This is a genomic window from Flavobacterium sp. ENC (assembly GCF_020991415.1).
Lineage (GTDB): Bacteria > Bacteroidota > Bacteroidia > Flavobacteriales > Flavobacteriaceae > Flavobacterium.
In genome coordinates, this window is the sequence record NZ_JAJMOY010000002.1 from 100,902 (window position 1) to 122,063 (window position 21,162).

The following is a 21,162-nucleotide window of genomic DNA, read 5'->3' on the forward strand; positions in this document are numbered from 1 at the left end:
CATTAATACTCTTATCTAATTAATTAAACTAAATAAGTATCGTTATGAAACTATATATAAAATCATTAGAAACGTATTTCATTTTAATATGTTCTTTTATCACGTTTTGCGCCTCTGCGCAACAAGACCCGGAATACACGCAGTATATGTATAATACAATGTCGGTAAATCCTGCTTATGCAGGATCTACCGGAGCATTGGAAGCGGCACTTTTATATCGTTCCCAATGGGTTGGCATTGATGGCGCTCCGGAAACCCAGTCTTTTTCGATTCATGCACCACTTCGAAATGAAAAAATCGGATTGGGTCTGAGTATTGTCAATGACAAAATCGGGCCATCTGACGAATTGTATGTTGACGGGAATTTTGCTTATTCCATACCTCTTGGATATGAAAAAAGATTAGCTTTTGGATTAAAAGCCGGTATGCGAATGCTCAATATCGACTGGTCAAAAGGAAGATATTATGATAATAACGATAATCTGTTGAATCAGAATATTAACAATCAGATGAAATTAGCCATTGGAGCAGGGATTTATTACTATACCGACAAATGGTATTTGGGCGTTTCGATTCCTAGTTTTATTCAGAGTAACTATTACGATGATGTTCAGGAATCTATAGATTATGATCGTTTGCATTATTATTTAATGGGAGGTTATGTATTTGATTTAAGCCCGAATTTGAAATTCAAACCGGCATTTTTGGTAAAAGCAGTAAGCGGAGCTCCGCTTACTGCTGATGTGTCAGCGAATTTCATGATTGCCGAAACATTTGTCATCGGCGGTGCTTACAGAACGGATGATTCTGTGAGCATACTGGCAGGTTTTCAAATATCAAAAAGCTTTTATATCGGATACGCTTTTGACTACACAGTAAGTCAGTTGAATAAGTATAATGATGGTTCACATGAAATCATCCTGCGCTATCAGTTTAATAAAGGCGAAAGCAAAATCAAATCTCCTCGATTCTTCTAAAAACAAAGTCCATGAAAAAATTATATATCCTAAGTTTAATACTGAGTTTTACTATAGGTTCTGCTCAGACTAATTTAAAAAAGGCCGATGCGTTGTTTAAAAATTATTCCTATGTAGATGCTTCCAAAGCCTACGAGGAAATTCTGCAAAACATCAAGAATCCGTCCACACAGACCTTAAAGAATGCAGCCGATTCGTATTATTTTATTTCCGATGCCAGAAATGCGCTGAAATGGTATAAAAAATTATACGAAGCTCAGGGCAACAATCTGACAGACATTTACTATCTGCGCTATATTCAGTCCCTAAAAGGTGTCATGGATTATGACGAAGCCAACAGAATGATCAAAGAATATCTGGATAAAAAAGGAGATCAGAACGAAATTAACAGATATGCCGCCCAAAAGAAACAGTTAGATAGTCTCTCAAAAGCGAAATCTCTTTATAACATAAAAAATCTCGATATCAATACCAGTAAATCTGATTTTGGGGCTACTTTTTTTCAGGATAAAATCGTGTTTACCTCCGCCAGGGACACGACAAAATTTAGTGAAAAGTTATATACCTGGAACAATCAGCCTTTCTTAAATCTTTATGTGGCGGAGCGAAATCCGGCAGATGGAAGTTTATTCAATGAAGTTTTGTTTATACCAAACGTAATGACAAAATACCATGAAGCAACGGCCACTTTTGATGCTCAGGGAAAAACCATTTATTACTCGACGAACATCGTCAAGAAAAATAAACTGGTTGTAGATCAGACAAAAACCAATAATTTTCAGATTATTAAGGGTGAAATTGTAAATAACAAATTAGAAAATCCTCAGAAAGTGTTCTTTGACAGCGATGACTATTCGTGCGGGCACCCCTCTTTAAGTGCTGACGGACGCTGGCTTTTCTTTGCATCAGATATGCCTGGGGGATATGGCGAAACCGATTTGTATTATATAAAGATTTCCGATGACGGCACGATGAGTTCTCCGGTAAACCTTGGACCAAAAATCAATACGCTGGGCAATGATCTTTTTCCTTTTTTCAGCAACGGAACGCTTTATTTCTCTTCAGACGGGCATTACGGATTAGGGGATTTAGATGTTTACGAAAGTAAATTTCTCGAAGACGGAACTTTCTCTGTTCCACGTAATCTCGGAGCACCAATAAACAGTAATAAAGACGATTTTTCTTTTGTAATTGACAAAGCCGACAATTTTGGTTATGTATCCTCCAACAGGGCAGAGGGAAAAGGCGATGATGATATTTATTCTTTTACAAAAGGAAAGCCAGTCTGTAATCAGAATATTTCGGGTATAGCTGTGGACAGGAAAACCAAACTGCCGCTTACTGATGTTGTCGTGATGGCATACAATTCGTATAATGACGTTCTTAACGAAACAAAGACTAATTATGAAGGTAAATATGCAATCGTAGTGCCGTGTGGAAAAATCGTTAAACTGCTGGCTGCAAAACAAAACTACAGTAATGACGAAAAAACAGTTCAGGCGGGAGATGATAATGAAGGCGAAATTAAAGACATTAATTTTGAACTCAGTAATTATGATGACCTAGTAGTAAAGAAAAAAGGAGTCGAAAAAGTAGATGTGAATCCTATCTATTTTGATTATGATAAGTATGACATTACCCCTTTGGCAATAGAAGAACTGACCAAAGTCGTTTTTATCATGCAGAAGTTTCCTAACATCAGAATTAAAATAGAATCACATACGGATTCTCGAGGTAAAGATGCCTATAACCTGAAGTTGTCAGACAACAGGGCCAAATCAACCCGTGATTATATTATTTCTCAGGGAATTGATACTTCAAGGATCGAAAGTGCTATAGGTTATGGCGAAACCCGATTGATTAATAAATGTAAAAATGGTGTGAAATGTACGGAAGCAGAGCACTTGCTCAACAGACGTTCCGATTTCATCATCATTCAAAAGTAACTCTATATTTATGTCCGGATTGGCTTTTGGCCAGTGTAAAAGTATAGAACGTAAAAACCATTTGGAAGTTGGTTTTGATTAATTCTTTTTAAGAATGATGGACAAAAAGAAAATCAAGTTGCAGTTTTTTGCAACTTGATTTTTGATTTTTAAAACTTTTGTATTTTTATGTTTTTCAACGAAAATAATCCTAATTTTGAATTTAAAGTTATTCAAAATTACAATCCGCATCATTTTACTATTTTATGAGTATTCAAGAAACAATTCAGGCTTTACGAAACGAACTTAATCAGCACAATTACAATTACTACGTACTGGATAATGCCACAATTTCAGATTATGATTTTGATGTGAAGTTAAAAGAGCTTCAGGATTTAGAAGATAAAAACCCTGAATTTTTTGATGAAGATTCCCCAACCCAGCGGGTAGGAGGAGCCATTACCAAGAATTTTAAAACAGTCGCACATCAATACCGGATGTATTCACTGGATAATTCTTATTCCAAAGAGGATTTGCAGGATTGGCAAAATCGTATTCAGAGAGTATTGGGAAATGTTGATTTACAATATACCTGTGAATTAAAATACGACGGAGCTTCCATAAGCATCACCTACGAAAACGGAAAGTTAGTTCAGGCTTTAACACGCGGTGATGGTTTTCAGGGAGATGATGTGACGAATAACATCAAAACCATAAAATCCATACCCTTAAAATTAAAAGGAAATTATCCGGACAAATTCGATATCCGTGGGGAAATTATTCTGCCTTACGCCGGATTCGAAAAGATGAATCAGGAGTTAATCGAAATCGGTGAAACGCCTTATTCCAACCCAAGAAATACAGCTTCAGGAAGTTTAAAACTACAAGACAGTGCAGAGGTGGCCAAGCGGCCTTTAGAATGTTTACTGTATTTTGTAACCGGTAATAACCTGCCATTTCCATCACAATTTGAAGGACTGGAATCTGCCAGAAATTGGGGATTTAAAGTCCCAAACGAAGCGAAACTGGTCAATAATTTACAGGAAGTTTTCGACTTTATCGATTACTGGGATGTGCATCGACATAATCTGCCTTACGAAACAGATGGTGTTGTGGTCAAGGTAAATAGTATCCAGTATCAGGAAGAACTCGGCTATACGGCAAAATCGCCGCGCTGGGCAATAGCTTATAAATTCAAATCCGAGCAGGTTTCTACGCAATTAGAATCGATTTCGTATCAGGTAGGCCGTACAGGTGCCATTACGCCTGTAGCCAATTTAAAACCGGTACAATTGGCAGGAACGATCGTAAAAAGAGCATCTTTGCACAATGCAGATCAGATACAGAAATTAGATATCAGAATACATGATACTGTTTTTGTTGAAAAAGGCGGAGAAATTATCCCGAAGATTATTGCCGTAGATTTAGACAAACGCCCGGAAAATTCAGAAGTAACACACTACATTACCCATTGTCCCGAATGTCATACCGAATTGGTGAGAAATGCAGGGGAAGCCAATCATTACTGCCCTAATTTTTATGGCTGTCCTCCACAGATTATTGGAAGAATCCAGCATTATATTTCCAGAAAAGCAATGGACATTGAAGGTCTTGGCGGTGAAACAGTAGCTTTGCTTTTTAAAAACAATTTAGTGCACAACTATGCCGATTTATACGAATTGAAAGTAGAGGACATTTTGCACCTGGAAAGAATGGCAAAAAAGTCTGCCGAAAACCTGGTAAACGGAGTGCAGAAATCAACAGAAATTCCGTTCGAAAGTGTTTTGTTTGCACTTGGAATTCGTTTTGTAGGAGAAACTGTCGCCAAAAAACTAGCCAAACATTATAAAAATATTACCGCACTAAGCCAGGCTTCCCTGATGGAATTGATCCTGGTAGATGAAATAGGCGAACGTATTGCCAGAAGTGTGATTGAATTTTTCGAAAATGAAGAAAATCAAAAAATCATAGAACGCTTAAAAAATTATGGCGTTCAATTTGAAATTGTCGAAAAAATAAATCCGGATGCAACAGAGAAATTCATCGGAAAAACATTCGTGGTTTCAGGTGTCTTTGCTCAGTTTTCAAGAGATGAATTAAAGAAAACCATCGAAGATAACGGAGGTAAAGTGGGAAGCTCCATTTCTGCCAAAACAGATTTTGTGGTAGCAGGCGATAACATGGGGCCAGCCAAGTTGGAAAAGGCAAACAAATTAAATATTCCGATCTTGTCTGAAGAAGATTTTATAACAAAACTAAATGAAAGCGAATAAGCCGTCATTAATCCTGTTTTTTCTGGCATTATTCTGTACCATCATTTTTGATTGTACAGAACAGGATTTTTTGGCAGTTTACGCAAAAGCGATTGTGCTTCCGGCCATTTTTTTCTATTTTTTAATTAGCAGCAATTACAAAGTTGGAAAAACAGAAGGTTTTATCTTTTTATTCTGCTTCGTGGGCCATGTATGTGAACTTATGGAAATGGAAGTTTCCGAAATCGGCGGAGTAGTTAGTTTCCTGATTGTATATCTCTTACTGCTCCGCTTTTTTATAGTCAGTCACGAAAGAATAAAACTAAGAAGAAAAGATGTCCTGCCGGTCTTTATAGTGGTCGTTTTTATCGTTTATTTATTGATTTCGGTACTAAGCCTGCAATCGGATAGTATGAAAAAGTTTAATTTTATTTATACTTTTTACGGAATTGTCCTCAGTATTCTAAGCTATTTTTCTTTTGTAAGTTACATCACAAGAGGAACTTATATTACACTTTTAATGTCCTTAATGGCCATTAGCTATATCTTTTCGGATATATTTTATATTTTCAGTGAATATTTTTCCTTTTCAGTTGTGCTGGTCTTAATTCGTGACACTACTCAGATCCTGGCTTACTTTTTTATGGTCGAATATTTTCTTGAAAAAAGTAAAGCTGAAAAAAAAATATTATACTATGATTGATCTTCCCTGATTGGTGTGTGCTTTATCTTTGTCAAAATAAAAATCAATACGGCCCAGGTTAATTCCGTAGCATCCCACCTGATTTACCAGGACATTTTCCCCTGCTTTGTTCTTTACGATAGTTGGTTTGTCTAAGAAAGTATGTGTATGGCCGCCAATAATCAAATCAATATCCTGCGTTAGTTCCGCTAATTTCAGATCGCAGATTTTAGTCTGGTCATCTTTGTAGTTATACCCTAAATGCGAAAGACAGACAACGAGGTCACATTTTTCCGTTTTTTTCAATAATTGTGTCATGTCCTGTGCAATTTCTACAGGATTATTGTAAACCGTTTCTTTGTACATTTGTTTGTCTACCAGACCGGCAAGTTCAATTCCAAGACCAAAAACACCTACTTTTATTCCGTTTTTATAAAAGATTTTGTATGGTTTAACAAGTCCGTCCATGACCGTATTTTTAAAGTCGTAATTCGAATTTATAAATTCAAAAGTGGCATGCGGCATCTGGGCGTATAAACCATCAAGACCATTGTCGAAATCATGATTTCCTATTGTTGAGGCATCATATTTCATCATGCTCATCAATTTAAATTCAAGCTCACCACCATAATAATTAAAGTACGGAGTTCCCTGAAAAATATCACCCGCGTCCAATAAAAGAACATTTGGGTTTTCTTTACGGATCGTTTCAATAAGAGCCGCTCTGCGGGATACACCACCTTTATTTGCATTACGCGGATCATCAGCCGGAAAAGGATCAATATGGCTGTGAACATCGTTGGTATGTAAAATAGTTAAGTGTTTAATATCGGTAGTTTCAAAACTGCTCAATGATAAACCTAAGCTTAATAAGGCAGTACTGGCAGCTGTTTTCTCGATAAATTCTCTTCTTTTCATTTTTTATATTTTTTGCTGAAACGCTATTTTTATTTTTATTTTTTTTGGCCACGAATTTCACGAATTTCCGCGAATTAGTATTTTTACTAACAGCTGAATTGGTGTAAATTAGTGAAATTCGTGGCAACTTATTTTCTTCTGTATTGCGTTTTTTTGCCACAGATTAAAAGATTAAATTGATTTTAAAGCTGTGGCTAAACTTTTCACAAGCACAGTTATCAACTTTTATTTTCTGCTCATTTTTGAAATATTCACTATTAAAAAATTCGCGAAATTAGTGGCTACTTATTTTCTATTCTTCCGTAATTCGGATATCTCTTGGTACCGGAATGGTATCAACTTCTTTAAAATAATCAATCAGTACGTCCCGAAGTTTATAATTCAGATCATATTTCTGCACACTTTTAGCGAAAAAAGACATACTGTCTCCGCCATTGGCCAAATAATCATTGGTGGCTACATAATAAACAGCAGCAAGATCAAGAGGTTTCCCCTGAATCAGGATGTTTTTTGCAGTCTTGTCTTTGGCAATTGTAAAAGTCATCCCGGATAAGGGCTGCGCTTTTTGTGCTTTAATAATATAGGAAGTCATTTCTAAAATTTGCTCCCCTTTTAAAGCCATAACAACCATACTGTTTTCAAAAGGCATAATTTCAAATGCTGTTCTGCTGGTTACATTTCCTTTAGGTAAAATAGCTCTGATACCACCATGATTCAATAAACAAAGGTCGATGCTTTTTTTCTCACGGGCTTTAAAAACAAGATTTCCTCTTTGTACACAAACATCAGCCATCAGATTTCCAATAGTCGTCTGCCATTTTCCGCTGCTTTTATCAAGTGTTTCAGGACAATAAGCCAAAACGCTGTCCAAATCCTTATTAATATGATTGCGATAAGGAGCAATAAAACTTTCTATTGCCGGGGTTTCGGCAGCTTTCTCCGTTACAGGCAGCAGTTTGCCTTCTATCTTCGTTAAATTGTAGTTTTTGGTACTGCAAGAAGTTATAAAAAAAAGTGTTAAGAATATAACAAAAAGTTTTAAAAATCCGTTATACTTTTTTAGTTTTACCATCTTAAATGCGACTTAAATAATTAATTTTGTAATCTGGTAAAAATACTATGTTTTTAAATTATATAAAGGAATTTTTTGTAAAAAAATCATTAAAAAATAACTTGAATAATGTCAAAAACGAAGTCTTTACAAGTAAAGTGCAAACAATTGGTTTACTGGTTGATGAAAGCAAATTTCGACATTCAAAAGAGTTAATCAGAGAATTAATATCGAATGGAATCAGGCCGGACGATATAAAAATTGTGGTGTACAGGGATAAATTAGAGGAAAAAACCGCGTATTCCCGACCTACTTTTGGTAAAAAAGACATCAGTTGGAACGGAAATATTGAGGCAGATTTTCTGAATGAATTTATCGGGACAGAATTTGACCTTCTGATTAGTTATTATGATACCGAAAAAGCCATTTTGATGCTGGTAACAAGTAAGTCAGAAGCGAAGTTTAAAGTTGGTTTTGCAGCCGTCGATAAAAAATTAAACCGATGGATGATCGAAACCACTCTGGAGAATTACAAACTCTTCGTTTTCGAATTGTTTAAGTATTTAAAAAATATCAAATAAAATATAAATTAGAATATGCAATCATTAATAGGTACTGGCGTTGCTCTTGTAACTCCATTTAAAAAAGATTTCTCAATTGATTTTGAAGCATTACAGCGAATAGTTAATTTTTCGATTGACGGAGGAGTTGAATATCTTGTGGTTATGGGTACAACAGCAGAAAATGCTACCTTGACCCAGGCCGAAAAAGAATTGGTTATAAACGCAGTAGTTGATGTTAATAAAGGAAGACTGCCACTGGTACTAGGTGTAGGCGGTAATAATACCATGCAGGTTGTTGAGGAATTAAAAACAAGGGATTTTTCTGCATTTGACGCTATTCTTTCCGTTTCTCCTTATTATAACAAACCAACTCAGGAAGGAATTTACCAGCATTTTAAGGCGGTTGCCGAAGCTTCTCCGCTACCGGTTATTTTATATAATGTTCCGGGGCGAACATCAAGCAATATGCTTCCTGCAACCGTAATTCGTCTGGCGAATGATTTTGATAATGTGGTAGCAATAAAAGAAGCTGCAGGAGATATCGTGCAGGCTTTTCAACTGATTAAAAATGCACCTAAAGATTTCCTTGTAATTTCAGGTGATGATATGATTGCCTTACCCATAGTTTTGGCTGGCGGAGCAGGGGTAATCTCTGTAATTGGACAAGGTTTTCCGAAAGAATTTTCAGAAATGATCCGTTTAGGATTGAATAAAAAAGTAAATGAAGCTTTTAAAACACAATACTTTCTGTCAGATTGTATTGATATGATTTTTGAGCAGGGAAATCCTGCCGGAATCAAACAAGTGTTCAAAGCCCTTGGTGTTGCTGAAAACACGGTACGTTTGCCGTTAGTTTCAGTAGATGATTCACTGGCCGGAAGACTGAATGAATTTGTTAAAAAAAGCATTAAGGTAGAGCAGGATTAACGGTATTTTATTATACCAAAAAAATATTTTGTAGTAGCTAAATTAATAACTAAATTTGCCACCGGAACTTCGGTGTGATTTTGCTTTGGCACAATTGTCTAAGAAATCATAATAAAAGTAATAAAATGAAAAAAATAGTATCTCTATTAATTGTTGTTGTCCTTTTTTGTTCTTGTAGTGATTACCAAAAAGCATTGAAAAATGAAGATGTTGCGGCAAAATTTGAAATAGCAACAAAGATGTATGAGGCTGGGAAATATTCAAAAGCCATCCGTCTTTTTGAGCAATTAGCACCTACGTATAGAGGTAAACCTCAGGCTGAAAAATTATTTTATATGTTTTCTCAGTCCTATTATAAAACAAAACAATATTATTTGGCAGGTTATCAGTTTGAAAGTTTCGTTTCCGGTTATCCACGAAGCGAAAAAGTTCAGGAAGCTGCTTTTCTTGGCGCCTTTAGTTATTCTAAATTATCTCCTGTTTACAGTTTAGACCAGACCGATACGGTAAAAGCATTAGAGAAATTACAGGCTTTTATTGATAACTATCCAAATTCAGAATACATTGTTCAGGCCAATGAGGCAGTAAAAATACTGAATGGCAAGCTGGAGAAAAAAGCATATGAAAATGCAAAAGGGTATAACACAATTTCAGATTATAAATCAGCATTAGTCGCTTTTGATAATTTTATTGCTGATTTCCCGGGAACACCTTTTAAAGAAGATGCATTGTTCTATAAATATGATTCTGCATACAAACTGGCCATAAACAGCGTTCCTTCCAAAATGCAGGATCGTTTGAATGTTGCCAAAGTAGCTTACAATAACTTAATTAAGTTTAAAAGCGACACCAAATACAAAGCACAGGCTGACGAAATGAATGTCAGAGTGGAAACTGATTTACAAAAATTTACTAAATAAAATAAAGTCATGGATTTAAAAAAGACGAATGCTCCTGTAAATACAATAACTTACAATAAAACAGTTATTGAAGAGCCAACAGGAAATGTGTATGAGGCAATTACCATTATGGCTAAAAGAGCAAATCAGATTAATTCTGAAATCAAAAAAGAATTAACTGAGAAATTGGAAGAGTTTGCTACTTATAATGACAGTCTTGAAGAAGTTTTTGAAAATAAAGAACAAATCGAAGTTTCTAAATTTTACGAAAAATTACCAAAACCACACGCTTTAGCTGTTCAGGAATGGTTAGACGGTAAAACATACCACAGAGGTTCAAACAAATAATATAGTATAATGTCAGTTTTAAACGGAAAAAAAATTTTACTGGGAGTTTCTGGTGGAATTGCAGCGTATAAAACAGCATCATTAGTACGACTCTTTATAAAAGCAGGTGCACATGTCCAGGTGATAATGACACCTGCTTCTAAGGATTTTGTAACTCCACTTACGTTATCTACGTTATCAAAAAATCCGGTACATTCCAGTTTCTTTAATCAGGATGATGAAGATGCCGTTTGGAACAATCATGTTGAATTAGCACTTTGGGCTGATATAATGCTGATTGCTCCCGCAACTGCCAATACGTTATCCAAGATGACAACCGGTAATTGCGATAATCTTTTAATTGCCACTTATTTATCGGCCAAATGTCCTGTTTACTTTGCTCCGGCAATGGATCTGGATATGTACAAACATCCCTCTACCATTTCAAGTTTTACTGCCTTAAAACAATTTGGGAATATTATGATTCCTGCAGAAAGCGGCGAATTGGCAAGTGGTCTATCTGGTGAAGGAAGAATGGCAGAACCTGAAAATATAATTGCGTTTCTGGAAGCTGATTTAGAAGCTAAATTACCGCTGAAAGGAAAAAAAATACTAATTACTGCCGGACCAACATACGAAGCAATAGATCCTGTACGTTTTATAGGAAATCATTCCTCCGGAAAAATGGGTTTTGATATTGCAAATGCAGCTGCTGATTTAGGAGCAAGTGTTGTTTTGGTCTCGGGACCCACACATTACAAAGTAAAAAATACAGCAATTCAGGTTATAAATGTAGTATCTGCAGAGGAAATGTACGATGCCTGTCATTTGTATTATCATAATGTTGATGTTGCCATCGCAGCAGCAGCAGTAGCCGATTATAAACCCAAAACGGTAGCTGTACAGAAAATCAAAAAAGCTCCGGATGAATTTTCGATCGAGCTCGAAAAAACAAAAGATATTTTATTGTCACTGGGAAAAAGCAAGAAAAATCAATTTCTGATTGGATTTGCATTAGAAACTGAAAATGAAATTGAGAATGCGAAGTTGAAAATTCAGAAAAAAAACTTAGATTTGATTGTTTTAAATTCCTTACAGGATAAAGGGGCCGGTTTTAAAAAAGAAACCAATAAAGTGACTTTTATTGATAAGGATTTTAAAATCGAACCAATGGAATTAAAATCAAAAGAATCAGTAGCAACCGATATTTTGAATAAAGTGATTTCACATTTTCTATAAATCAAAAGTGATTTCAAGCCAGACACTGAATTAAAACAATAGCGGAATCATCTTTCGCTAAACGCAAATAGTATCTTCGTATGAATAATAAAATAGTTACTTTATTAGTATTTTTAATTTTTGGCTATACCCAGGCACAACAGCTAAATTGTACGGTAACTATAAATACGGACAGACTTCCCAATCCCAATCAGCAGGTTTTTAAGACGCTTCAGACTTCCTTGTCGGAATTTGTAAATAAAACCGACTGGACAGGTTCTGTCTTAAAGCAAAACGAACGCATCAATTGTTCAATGTATATTACCTTGTCGTCTTATAGCTCAGATCAGTTTTCAGGTACCATTCAGGTTCAGGCTTCGAGACTTATTTATAATTCGACCTATTCCTCTCCGATTCTAAATTATAACGATAAGGACTTGAGTTTCCGATATACAGAATACGAACCGCTATTGTTCAATCCGACTACTTTTGAATCCAATTTAGTATCAGTAGTTTCCTTTTACAGCTACATGATTTTAGGAATAGATGCTGATACCTTTCAAATGGGAGGTGGAAGCTCTTATCTGGAAACAGCCCAAAATATCTCAAATGTGGCGCAACAGGGAGGTTTTAAAGGATGGAGCCAGGCAGACGGAGTTCAGAACCGTTACTTTTTAATCAACGATATGCTTTCGCCAACGTACAGCGATCTAAGACAAACCATGTTTTTATACCATTCCGGTTTAGACAATATGAGCCAGGATCTGAAAGCGGCAAAAGAAAAAATAAAATCCTCCGTAATACTTATAGGCAAACTAAATTCAGTTAAGCCAAACGCCTTTTTAACGCGGATATTTTTTGATGCCAAATCAGATGAAATTGTTTCTGTTTTTTCCGGCGGGCCAAGTATTCCTGTTACCGATTTAACAGATGTTTTAAATAAAGTATCCCCATTGAATTCTACTAAATGGTCGCAAATCAAATTTTAATTGTTTTTAAATTTTGCTTCCTTCATTAACTTTTATATTTATATACTTTTCTTATGATTACTTCACTGTCAATTAAAAATTATGCTCTGATTGAAAAGCTTGCTATTGATTTTTCAAAAGGTTTTTCTATAATTACAGGTGAAACAGGTGCTGGTAAATCTATAATTTTAGGAGCAATAGGTTTGGTTTTAGGAAAAAGAGCCGACCTGACTTCATTGAAAAATAAAGAAGAGAAATGTGTCATCGAAGCACAATTTGAAATTTCAAAATACAATTTGAAAGATTTTTTTGAAGCTAATGACCTTGATTATGAAGATGAAACAATCATCAGACGTGAAATTTTACCATCAGGAAAATCACGTGCTTTTATTAATGATAGTCCCGTAAACCTTCAGGAACTGCAGGATTTGAGTTTGTTTTTGATTGATATTCATTCACAGCAACAGACTCAGGAACTTTCTGATGAAAATGTTCAGTTCAAAATAATTGATGCAATTGCAGACAATTCAGATGTGATTGGTTCCTATCAGAAACTTCTAAAGGAATATAAATCAGATAAATCAAAACTAAACGCTTTACTGAAAAAACAAAGCGATTCAGGAAAAGAACAGGAATACAATACTTTTTTGCTGAATGAATTGGTCGTAGCAAAGCTAAAATCCGGCGAGCAGGAAGAACTGGAAGCTGATTTTGAGAAGCTGAATAATGTAGAAATTATAAAAGAAGCAATCGATAAATCTCTCGTGATTACTAATGAAGAACAATTTGGCATTTTTCACAATTTAAATGAGATTAAAGCGGCTTTGCAAAAAATCGCCCTTTTTTCACCGGAATACCAGAGTTTGTTCGAAAGAATTACAAGTGTAGCTATCGAAGTAGATGATGTTTCCAAAGAATTGCAAAATGCTTCGGAAAAATTGTTAAACGATCCTGAAAAATTAGAATTGACCAACCAGAAGTTGCAGTTAATTTATAACCTTCAGAAGAAACATCAGGTAACCTCTGTAGACGATTTACTTCAAATTCAGGCAGATTTGGAAAGTGCTGTTGTAGAGCTTGGAAATATAGAAGAAGAAATTACGGTTTTATCGCAGTCGATAGAACAAAAAACGCAGGAATTGGATGCTTTTTCAGCAACCATTCACCAAAACAGGGAAAAGGCTATTCCGGTTTTATCGAATCAGTTAGTTTCGATTCTGGAAACTTTAGGTATGCCTAATGTTCGTTTCAATATGGAACTGCTGCCGTCTGAAACGTATTTCCAAAACGGAAAAGACGAATTACAGTTTTTATTTTCGGCCAATAAAGGAACTGACTTCGGATTGCTGAAGAAAGTGGCTTCCGGAGGAGAGATGTCCCGTATAATGCTGGCTGTGAAAGCGATATTAGCAAAATATTCTAAATTGCCTACTTTGATTTTTGATGAAATTGACACTGGGGTTTCCGGTGAAATAGCCATTAGAATGGGCGAAATTATGAAAGAAATGAGTGCCACAATGCAGATATTTGCTATTACGCATTTACCGCAAATTGCAGCAAAAGGGGATTCTCATTTCAAAGTCTCTAAATCTACGGTTGATGACGATACACAATCAGAATTGAAACTATTAGGCCAGGAAGAAAGAGTGATAGAAATTGCTCAGATGCTTTCCGGTGCCAATATCTCGGATTCTGCATTAAATCATGCCAAACAATTATTAAATTAGAATAGAGTATTATGGAAAGCCTGAGTTTTTATGAAAATCAATTTATTAAAGCAGATTCCTTAATATCTGACGGAAATATAGCTGAAGGAAAAGAACTGCTGGAGGAAATACTGGGTCAGTATCCTGACTTTGGTAAAGCTCATAATCATTTGGGCTGGATTTACTATAACAAGTTAAGTAATTATGATCGAGGAATTTATCATTATAAACTGGCTATGAAATTTGAACCAAAATATCCGCCGCCTTATATCAATTATACCTATTTACTTATTGATATTGGCCGTTATGCAGAAGCAAAAGAGCATATTAGGGATACGATGCAGAACCTTGAAAATTTTGATTATTCGACCTATAACAGTGAATTAGGAAGAATGGCAGAATATGAAAATGAGTACACTGCCGCTTATAATTATTATAAACTAGCAAAGAAAAGTGCCCTGAACCCAAACTTTATAGACAATATGAATGCCAACATGAAAAGGGTTAAAGATAAAATGTCTATTTTTGAAAAATTAAAACTGAAACTGAATTAATACAATAAAAATAATTGCAAGATGATTATAGAACCTAGAATGAGAGGATTTATTTGTTTGACATCACACCCAAAGGGATGCGAGCAGAATGTAAAAAATCAAATAGAATATATAAAATCAAAAGGTCCGATCGCCGGAGCAAAAAAAGTACTGGTAATTGGTGCTTCAACAGGTTTTGGACTGGCTTCAAGAATTACGAGTGCATTTGGATCTGATGCTGCGACAATTGGCGTTTTTTTTGAAAAACCGCCGGTTGAAGGAAAAACCGCTTCACCGGGATGGTATAATTCTGCCGCTTTTGAAGCTGAAGCTCATAAAGCAGGTTTATATGCAAAAAGTATCAATGGAGATGCTTTTTCAAATGAAATTAAAAGACAAACTTTAGATTTAATAAAAGCAGACTTAGGACAGGTTGATCTTGTGATTTACAGTTTAGCATCGCCAGTGCGTTTACATCCTGTAACAGGATTGACACACCGTTCTGTTTTAAAACCAATCGGACAGACCTTTACAAACAAGACAGTTGATTTTCATACCGGAAACGTTACTGAGGTTTCTATAGCGCCGGCCAATGAAGAGGATATTACCAATACTGTTGCCGTAATGGGCGGTGAAGACTGGGCTATGTGGATGGATGCTTTAAAAGAGGAAAATTTACTGGCTGAAGGAGCTACCACAGTAGCATATTCTTATATCGGACCATCATTGACAGAAGCAGTTTACCGTAAAGGAACAATCGGACGTGCAAAAGATGATTTGGAAGCAACGGCATTTTCTATCACGGACAGTTTAAAATCAGTAGGCGGAAAAGCTTATGTATCGGTAAATAAAGCTTTGGTGACCCAGGCAAGTTCTGCAATACCTGTTATTCCGTTGTACATTTCTCTTTTGTACAAAATCATGAAAGAAGAAGGAATTCACGAAGGTTGTATTGAGCAAATTCAGCGTTTGTTCCAGGACAGATTGTACAGCGGATCTGAAGTTCCTGTAGATGATAAAGGAAGAATCAGAATTGACGACTGGGAAATGCGTGACGATGTTCAGGCTAAAGTAGCACAACTCTGGCTGGAAGCTACTACCGAAACTTTACCCGGAATAGGAGATTTGGCAGGATACAGAAATGATTTCCTGAACTTATTTGGATTTGAATTTGCAGGAGTAGACTACAAAGCAGAAGCAAATGAAGTAGTTGAAATTGAAAGTATAAAATAAATACAACAGTACCATAAATAAAAACCATCAGCCAAAAGTTGATGGTTTTTTTGTGAATATACCATATCTTTGTTAAAATTTTTCAGTTTAAGTAATTACTCTTTAATACCTCATATTCCATTATGATTTTTTCTTTAATTATACCCGTGTATAATCGACCAGATGAAGTTGATGAACTTTTAGAAAGTTTGGCCCAATCTGATTATAATGAAGCTTTTGAAATTGTTCTTGTAGAAGATGGTTCATCAATACCATGCAAAGAGGTTGTGATGACCTATCAGGGAAAACTTAATATCTCCTATTATTTTAAAGAGAATTCAGGACCGGGAGACTCAAGAAATTTTGGAATGCAAAAGGCGAGAGGTGATTATTTTATCATTTTTGATTCAGATTGTATCATTCCGTCCAATTATCTGACAGAAGTCCGAAAAGAGTTAAATGCCAATTATGTAGATTGTTTCGGCGGGCCTGATAAAGCATTGAAAAGCTTTTCAAACGTTCAGAAAGCGATAAACTTTGCCATGACTTCATTTTTGACAACCGGTGGAATCCGCGGTGGTTCAGAAAAAATCAATAAGTTTCAGCCCCGCAGTTTTAATATGGGGATTTCAAAAAAAGCCTTTGAAATATCAAGAGGTTTTGGAAATATCCATCCGGGAGAAGATCCGGACCTTTCAATCCGTCTTTGGAATTTAGGTTTTGAAACCCGATTATTTCCGCAGGCATTTGTGTATCACAAACGTCGTATAGATTGGAGTAAATTTTCGGTTCAGGTACATAAATTCGGAATTGCAAGGCCAATTTTAAATAGTTGGTATCCGGAACATAGTAAAATCACTTTTTTCTTTCCTACGGTTTTTATTTTAGGATTATTAATAGCTTTTTTATTGTTAATCTTCAATTTTGATCTTTTGTTACAATTATATTTCGTATATTTCGTTATCATTTTTCTTACATCCACTATCCAGAATAGAAGTTTTAAAATTGGATATCTTTCAGTAATAGCGGTATGGAAGCAGTTTTATGGCTATGGTACGGGTTTTTTGGAATCATTTGTAAAGATTATCCTTTTAAAGAAAAAACCACAAGAAGCTTTTCCTCGTATGTTTTTTAAAGTGTAGTATGACAAAAGTTATTGGTTTAACAGGTGGAATTGGAAGCGGTAAAACAACTATTGCCAATTTTTTTGATGAATTTGGAGTTCCTGTTTATATTGCTGATGACGGAGCTAGAAGGGTGATGCAGTCTGAAAATATTATAAGCCGGATAAAAATAACTTTCGGAGATTCAATTTTCGAAAATAATATTTTAAACAGGCCTAAACTGGCCGAAATTGTATTTAAAGATAAAGACAAGCTGAATCAGTTAAATGCTATAGTTCATCCGGCTGTAAAAGAAGATTTCGAGGCATGGTTATTGAGCCATAAAAACTTCGAATATGTAATTTATGAAGCCGCAATTCTGTTTGAAAGCGGGCGTTATAAGGAATGTGATCTTATCATAACAATTACCGCCCCGGAAGAAGTAAGAATTAACAGAGTTTTAAAACGTGACAATACCACAAGAGAGCATGTTTTGGACCGTATGAAAATGCAATGGAGTGATGAAAAACGGATTTCCGGAAGCAATTTTGTAATAAATAACGATAATCTTAAAAAAGCTAAGGAAGAAGTTGTTAAAATTCTTAAAATTTTAAATATAAAACAAAATCAGTCTTAAATGTTAATATTTGGTTAATGTATTATTTAGTATATTGTTAAAATATTAATTTTGTTGCGATGAATAAATTATTTTTTAGAATACTTGTGTTACTAATGAGCTTGTCCTTAATCGGGATAATTCTGGTTCAGGTATATTGGTTCAACTCTTCGTTTAAAAATAATGATGAGCAGTTTAAATATCATGTTACGCAGGTTATTGGAAACGTTGCAGACAAATTAGAAAAACAGGAATTATATAGTTTTGCTGATAAGGTTAACAGAATAAAAGACAGTACCGGTAAGGCTCCCAAAAAAGAAGATTTATTGCAGGTTTTGTTTGTTCAGAGAAACAAAAAGACAAATAAGACAATTGTATACTCCAATACACTAACGTCTGAAGATTACGATATAAGCAGCTCACTTTTTAATAAAAAATTTAGCAGCGAAAGGTTTAAAAGCTTTAGTTCGAAAAGGGTTACCGAAGTTTACAATAATAACAATGGTATCGATAATAATGCCATAGGGCAGAGTATCATACCGGATCTGACAATTGAAAAATCAGGAAGTCTGGACATATTAAATAAAGTTCAGCAAGAAATCTCTATCAAAGATGCTGCTGATGCTTTACCTCTTGAAGAAAGGATTTCTAAACAAAAATTACTCATTCTTTTAAAGAAAGAACTTGAGGAATACGGAGTGAAAACCAAATTTGAGTTTGGGGTTTACAGTAATGGAATTGCCACTAAAATTAAATCAGATGGCTTTCATTTTGATAATGATGCAAGTTACCACGTTCCCATCTATACAAATAATGAAGGAAATAGTAAATATGAATTATTTGTTACGTTCCCGCATAAAAAGAAATTTTTATTATCTGAACTGTTAAGTATTACCATATTATCGATAATTTTTACATTAATTATAATAGTTGCGTATACTAGTGCGTTAAATCAATTACTGCGTCAAAAACATATTTCGGAAATTAAAACCGATTTTATAAATAATATGACGCACGAGTTTAAAACTCCGATTGCGACCATAAATTTAGCACTGGATGCTATAAAGAATCCTAAAATTATTGAGGATAAAGAGAAAGTTTTTCGATATCTGCAAATGATACGGGATGAGAATAAAAGAATGCATGCCCAGGTCGAGAACGTTCTTCGCATTTCTAAACTGGAAAAAAGAGAATTGGATATTACAAAAGAACCTACTGTAATTCATGATATAATTGATGATGCAATTGAGCACGTGAATTTAATTTTAGAAGACAGGCAGGGAACAATTGTAAAGCATTTAAATGCAGCAAGAACAACTTCTTTGATCAATGAAGTGCATTTTACAAACGTATTGGTTAATATATTGGAAAATGCCATAAAATATTCACCTGGTATTCCTGAAATTGAAATTTTTACTGAAAATGTTAAGGATATGATCCTGATAAAAGTAAAAGATAACGGACTGGGTATGAGTAAGGTCGCTCAGAAAAGAGTGTTTGAGAAATTTTACAGGGAGCATACAGGAGATTTGCATAATGTAAAAGGACATGGTTTAGGCCTTGCATATGTAAAAAGAATAGTAGAAGACCACAATGGTCAAGTATATGTTGAAAGCGAAAAAGGAAAAGGTAGCACCTTTATAATAAAAATACCATTAATAAATTAAAATATGGAAAATAATAACAAAAGAATACTTTTAGTAGAAGATGACCTTAATTTCGGGGCAGTTCTTAAAGATTATCTAATGTTAAATGACTTTGAAGTTACTTTAGCTAAAAACGGTATGGAAGGTTTCGAAAAGTTCAAGAAGGATGTATATGATCTGTGTATTCTTGATGTAATGATGCCTTATAAAGATGGTTATACTTTAGCCAAAGAAATTAGAGAGAAGAACAGTGAAGTGCCGATTATATTTTTAACAGCAAAATCCATGAAAGAGGATGTGTTAAAAGGGTACAAAGCAGGAGCTGATGATTATTTGAATAAACCTTTTGATTCAGAAGTGTTATTGATGAAAATCAAAGCAATTATTCAAAGAAAATCTGCGGATACAAAAGCAGAACAAGTTCAGTTTGAATTTAACATCGGTAAATTCCATTTAAATTCTAAACTGAGATTCCTAACTTTTGAAAACGATGAGGCAATAAAATTATCTCCAAAAGAAAATGAATTGCTAAAAATGCTGATTCTTCATGAAAACGATTTAATGCCAAGAGAATTAGCATTAACTAAAATATGGAGAGATGATAATTACTTTACTTCAAGAAGTATGGATGTTTACATCGCTAAATTGAGAAAATACCTGAAATCTGATGAAGATGTAGAGATCTTAAACATTCATGGAGAAGGTTTCAGATTAGTGGTTAAAAGCAAAATTGCTGAATAATAATTCACCGATAAAAAAGCAAAAGCTCTGAGAAATCAGAGCTTTTTTTATGGATTCAATTGCGGTATATCCTTTACTTCCAGTTAAGTTGTAACGCAAAACATGTTTTGTCTTCTTTGGTTATGCTAAATGTAGAATCAGTTTCAGTTTCACTCTCGTGAATGATCACAGCATCATTTAGGGATAACTCTTTCATGAAATTCATTTCAAAACTGGCAATTTTCTGACTTAGTATTTTTTTAGGATCCACATGATCCAGGCACCATTCCAGGTATTTTACATTATTGGCATGATTGACAATATCAAGATCCGATAAGTAAACCGTTTTTTCAAAAACAGACTCTTTTTCCGGATTGACATTTATTTTAGAAAAACCTTCTGCCGTAGCCCTTTTCTCAGGATACAGCTCAAAGTGCTCATACGGTAAAGCCAAAGCTTCCGGACGGCGGGCCTCAGTATTGAATACAGCCCAGAATGTTTCACTTCCAACGATCTTTTTACCATTTACATACATTTCAAGTGCACGAACAGAACGGGAGTTTTCAAGGCTGTTAATCCATGTTTTTACCGTTACAACATCCTGCCACTTGGGTAAGGCTGTCACTTCAACACGCATTCTGCTTAAAACCCAGGCCTGATTGAATTCCTGCATATCGGCAAAACTAATTCCGCCAACTTCTGAATGTGCGGCAGCAGTTAGTTGTAACAGGTTACACAAATCAGTATACTTTAAATAACCGTTTGGTGTGCATTGCGTAAAATTAATTTCCCACTCTTTGCTTAAAACGGATGTGAAATTTGGAGATATTGGCATTTTGTAATTTTAGATTGTTGATTTTAGATTTTAGATTTGATTTAGAACAAGGAGTAATAAAGAATATAGAACAAAGAAAATAGA

20 protein-coding genes are annotated in these 21,162 nt (G+C 34.9%); 17 read left to right on the plus strand and 3 right to left on the minus strand.

Going from position 1 to position 21,162, the window contains the following annotated elements:
• Positions 1–44: 44 nt before the first annotated feature.
• The 4 genes from LPB89_RS05260 (at position 45) to LPB89_RS05275 (ending at position 5,857) form a co-directional block, all read left to right on the plus strand.
• Positions 45–977 (plus strand): type IX secretion system membrane protein PorP/SprF, encoded by a 933-nt coding sequence (locus LPB89_RS05260; RefSeq protein WP_230700677.1) that lies wholly within the window; start codon positions 45–47, stop codon positions 975–977.
• A gap of 11 nt (positions 978–988) precedes the next feature.
• Positions 989–2,923, plus strand: coding sequence for an OmpA family protein (locus LPB89_RS05265; protein WP_230700679.1), 1,935 nt, complete (start codon positions 989–991; stop codon positions 2,921–2,923).
• A gap of 245 nt (positions 2,924–3,168) precedes the next feature.
• Positions 3,169–5,175: an NAD-dependent DNA ligase LigA gene (gene ligA / locus LPB89_RS05270; RefSeq protein WP_230700680.1), complete on the plus strand. Its 2,007-nt coding sequence runs from the start codon at positions 3,169–3,171 to the stop codon at positions 5,173–5,175.
• Positions 5,162–5,857, plus strand: a complete 696-nt coding sequence (locus tag LPB89_RS05275; protein WP_230700682.1) for a lysoplasmalogenase family protein — start codon at positions 5,162–5,164, stop codon at positions 5,855–5,857. The genes ligA and LPB89_RS05275 overlap by 14 nt, the downstream gene beginning before the upstream one ends.
• On the opposite strand, the gene LPB89_RS05280 is transcribed toward LPB89_RS05275, so the two are convergent.
• Together LPB89_RS05280 and LPB89_RS05285 are read right to left on the minus strand one after the other, a co-directional pair.
• Positions 5,843–6,754 (minus strand): bifunctional UDP-sugar hydrolase/5'-nucleotidase, encoded by a 912-nt coding sequence (locus LPB89_RS05280; protein WP_230700684.1) that lies wholly within the window; start codon positions 6,752–6,754, stop codon positions 5,843–5,845. The genes LPB89_RS05275 and LPB89_RS05280 overlap by 15 nt on opposite strands.
• Before the next feature lie 292 nt (positions 6,755–7,046).
• Positions 7,047–7,826 carry a 5'-nucleotidase C-terminal domain-containing protein gene (locus LPB89_RS05285; RefSeq protein WP_230700686.1) on the minus strand — a complete coding sequence of 260 codons (780 nt, stop codon included), beginning with the start codon at positions 7,824–7,826 and terminating at the stop codon, positions 7,047–7,049.
• A 101-nt stretch (positions 7,827–7,927) separates the two neighbouring features.
• Between LPB89_RS05285 and LPB89_RS05290 the strand changes: the two genes are divergently transcribed.
• The 13 genes from LPB89_RS05290 (at position 7,928) to LPB89_RS05350 (ending at position 20,264) form a co-directional block, all read left to right on the plus strand.
• Positions 7,928–8,386 carry a hypothetical protein gene (locus LPB89_RS05290; RefSeq protein ID WP_370635466.1) on the plus strand — a complete coding sequence of 153 codons (459 nt, stop codon included), beginning with the start codon at positions 7,928–7,930 and terminating at the stop codon, positions 8,384–8,386.
• A 15-nt stretch (positions 8,387–8,401) separates the two neighbouring features.
• The gene (gene dapA / locus LPB89_RS05295; RefSeq protein WP_230700690.1) at positions 8,402–9,295 is read left to right on the plus strand and encodes a 4-hydroxy-tetrahydrodipicolinate synthase; all 894 of its coding nucleotides are present in this window, start codon (positions 8,402–8,404) and stop codon (positions 9,293–9,295) included.
• Positions 9,296–9,420: 125 nt separating this feature from the next.
• Positions 9,421–10,215 (plus strand): outer membrane protein assembly factor BamD, encoded by a 795-nt coding sequence (locus LPB89_RS05300; protein WP_230700692.1) that lies wholly within the window; start codon positions 9,421–9,423, stop codon positions 10,213–10,215.
• A 9-nt stretch (positions 10,216–10,224) separates the two neighbouring features.
• Positions 10,225–10,542 carry a DNA-directed RNA polymerase subunit omega gene (locus LPB89_RS05305; RefSeq protein WP_007807938.1) on the plus strand — a complete coding sequence of 106 codons (318 nt, stop codon included), beginning with the start codon at positions 10,225–10,227 and terminating at the stop codon, positions 10,540–10,542.
• A 9-nt stretch (positions 10,543–10,551) separates the two neighbouring features.
• Entirely contained in the window at positions 10,552–11,760 is a 1,209-nt protein-coding gene (gene coaBC / locus LPB89_RS05310) for a bifunctional phosphopantothenoylcysteine decarboxylase/phosphopantothenate--cysteine ligase CoaBC (RefSeq protein ID WP_230700693.1), read from the plus strand.
• Between the two features lie 80 nt (positions 11,761–11,840).
• Positions 11,841–12,728, plus strand: a complete 888-nt coding sequence (locus tag LPB89_RS05315) for a DUF4835 family protein (RefSeq protein WP_230700695.1) — start codon at positions 11,841–11,843, stop codon at positions 12,726–12,728.
• Positions 12,729–12,781: 53 nt separating this feature from the next.
• A complete protein-coding gene (gene recN / locus LPB89_RS05320; RefSeq protein ID WP_230700697.1) occupies positions 12,782–14,434 on the plus strand; it encodes a DNA repair protein RecN in 1,653 nt (550 codons plus the stop codon).
• A gap of 11 nt (positions 14,435–14,445) precedes the next feature.
• Positions 14,446–14,967, plus strand: a complete 522-nt coding sequence (locus LPB89_RS05325; protein ID WP_230700699.1) for a hypothetical protein — start codon at positions 14,446–14,448, stop codon at positions 14,965–14,967.
• A 21-nt stretch (positions 14,968–14,988) separates the two neighbouring features.
• Positions 14,989–16,179, plus strand: coding sequence for an enoyl-ACP reductase FabV (gene fabV / locus LPB89_RS05330; protein WP_230700701.1), 1,191 nt, complete (start codon positions 14,989–14,991; stop codon positions 16,177–16,179).
• A gap of 122 nt (positions 16,180–16,301) precedes the next feature.
• Positions 16,302–17,300 (plus strand): glycosyltransferase family 2 protein, encoded by a 999-nt coding sequence (locus LPB89_RS05335; RefSeq protein WP_230700702.1) that lies wholly within the window; start codon positions 16,302–16,304, stop codon positions 17,298–17,300.
• Position 17,301: 1 nt separating this feature from the next.
• Complete coding sequence (coaE, locus tag LPB89_RS05340; RefSeq protein ID WP_230700704.1) at positions 17,302–17,898, plus strand: dephospho-CoA kinase; 597 nt, start codon at positions 17,302–17,304, stop codon at positions 17,896–17,898.
• Between the two features lie 59 nt (positions 17,899–17,957).
• A complete protein-coding gene (locus tag LPB89_RS05345) occupies positions 17,958–19,544 on the plus strand; it encodes a sensor histidine kinase KdpD (protein ID WP_230700706.1) in 1,587 nt (528 codons plus the stop codon).
• Positions 19,545–19,547: 3 nt separating this feature from the next.
• Positions 19,548–20,264: a response regulator transcription factor gene (locus tag LPB89_RS05350; RefSeq protein ID WP_127337492.1), complete on the plus strand. Its 717-nt coding sequence runs from the start codon at positions 19,548–19,550 to the stop codon at positions 20,262–20,264.
• A gap of 73 nt (positions 20,265–20,337) precedes the next feature.
• Here the strand turns inward: LPB89_RS05350 and LPB89_RS05355 are convergent, their stop codons facing one another.
• Positions 20,338–21,078 carry an acyl-[acyl-carrier-protein] thioesterase gene (locus LPB89_RS05355; protein ID WP_230700707.1) on the minus strand — a complete coding sequence of 247 codons (741 nt, stop codon included), beginning with the start codon at positions 21,076–21,078 and terminating at the stop codon, positions 20,338–20,340.
• Positions 21,079–21,162: the final 84 nt, after the last annotated feature.

Bases quoted from the DNA above. Each gene is read 5' to 3' on its own strand.
- LPB89_RS05260 (WP_230700677.1), top strand. From the start codon at position 45: ATGAAACTATATATAAAATCATTAGAAACGTATTTCATTTTAATATGT.
- LPB89_RS05265 (WP_230700679.1), top strand. From the start codon at position 989: ATGAAAAAATTATATATCCTAAGTTTAATACTGAGTTTTACTATAGGT.
- ligA (WP_230700680.1), top strand. From the start codon at position 3,169: ATGAGTATTCAAGAAACAATTCAGGCTTTACGAAACGAACTTAATCAG.
- LPB89_RS05275 (WP_230700682.1), top strand. From the start codon at position 5,162: ATGAAAGCGAATAAGCCGTCATTAATCCTGTTTTTTCTGGCATTATTC.
- LPB89_RS05280 (WP_230700684.1), bottom strand. From the start codon at position 6,754: ATGAAAAGAAGAGAATTTATCGAGAAAACAGCTGCCAGTACTGCCTTA.
- LPB89_RS05285 (WP_230700686.1), bottom strand. From the start codon at position 7,826: ATGGTAAAACTAAAAAAGTATAACGGATTTTTAAAACTTTTTGTTATA.
- dapA (WP_230700690.1), top strand. From the start codon at position 8,402: ATGCAATCATTAATAGGTACTGGCGTTGCTCTTGTAACTCCATTTAAA.
- LPB89_RS05300 (WP_230700692.1), top strand. From the start codon at position 9,421: ATGAAAAAAATAGTATCTCTATTAATTGTTGTTGTCCTTTTTTGTTCT.
- LPB89_RS05305 (WP_007807938.1), top strand. From the start codon at position 10,225: ATGGATTTAAAAAAGACGAATGCTCCTGTAAATACAATAACTTACAAT.
- coaBC (WP_230700693.1), top strand. From the start codon at position 10,552: ATGTCAGTTTTAAACGGAAAAAAAATTTTACTGGGAGTTTCTGGTGGA.
- LPB89_RS05315 (WP_230700695.1), top strand. From the start codon at position 11,841: ATGAATAATAAAATAGTTACTTTATTAGTATTTTTAATTTTTGGCTAT.
- recN (WP_230700697.1), top strand. From the start codon at position 12,782: ATGATTACTTCACTGTCAATTAAAAATTATGCTCTGATTGAAAAGCTT.
- LPB89_RS05325 (WP_230700699.1), top strand. From the start codon at position 14,446: ATGGAAAGCCTGAGTTTTTATGAAAATCAATTTATTAAAGCAGATTCC.
- fabV (WP_230700701.1), top strand. From the start codon at position 14,989: ATGATTATAGAACCTAGAATGAGAGGATTTATTTGTTTGACATCACAC.
- LPB89_RS05335 (WP_230700702.1), top strand. From the start codon at position 16,302: ATGATTTTTTCTTTAATTATACCCGTGTATAATCGACCAGATGAAGTT.
- coaE (WP_230700704.1), top strand. From the start codon at position 17,302: ATGACAAAAGTTATTGGTTTAACAGGTGGAATTGGAAGCGGTAAAACA.
- LPB89_RS05345 (WP_230700706.1), top strand. From the start codon at position 17,958: ATGAATAAATTATTTTTTAGAATACTTGTGTTACTAATGAGCTTGTCC.
- LPB89_RS05350 (WP_127337492.1), top strand. From the start codon at position 19,548: ATGGAAAATAATAACAAAAGAATACTTTTAGTAGAAGATGACCTTAAT.
- LPB89_RS05355 (WP_230700707.1), bottom strand. From the start codon at position 21,078: ATGCCAATATCTCCAAATTTCACATCCGTTTTAAGCAAAGAGTGGGAA.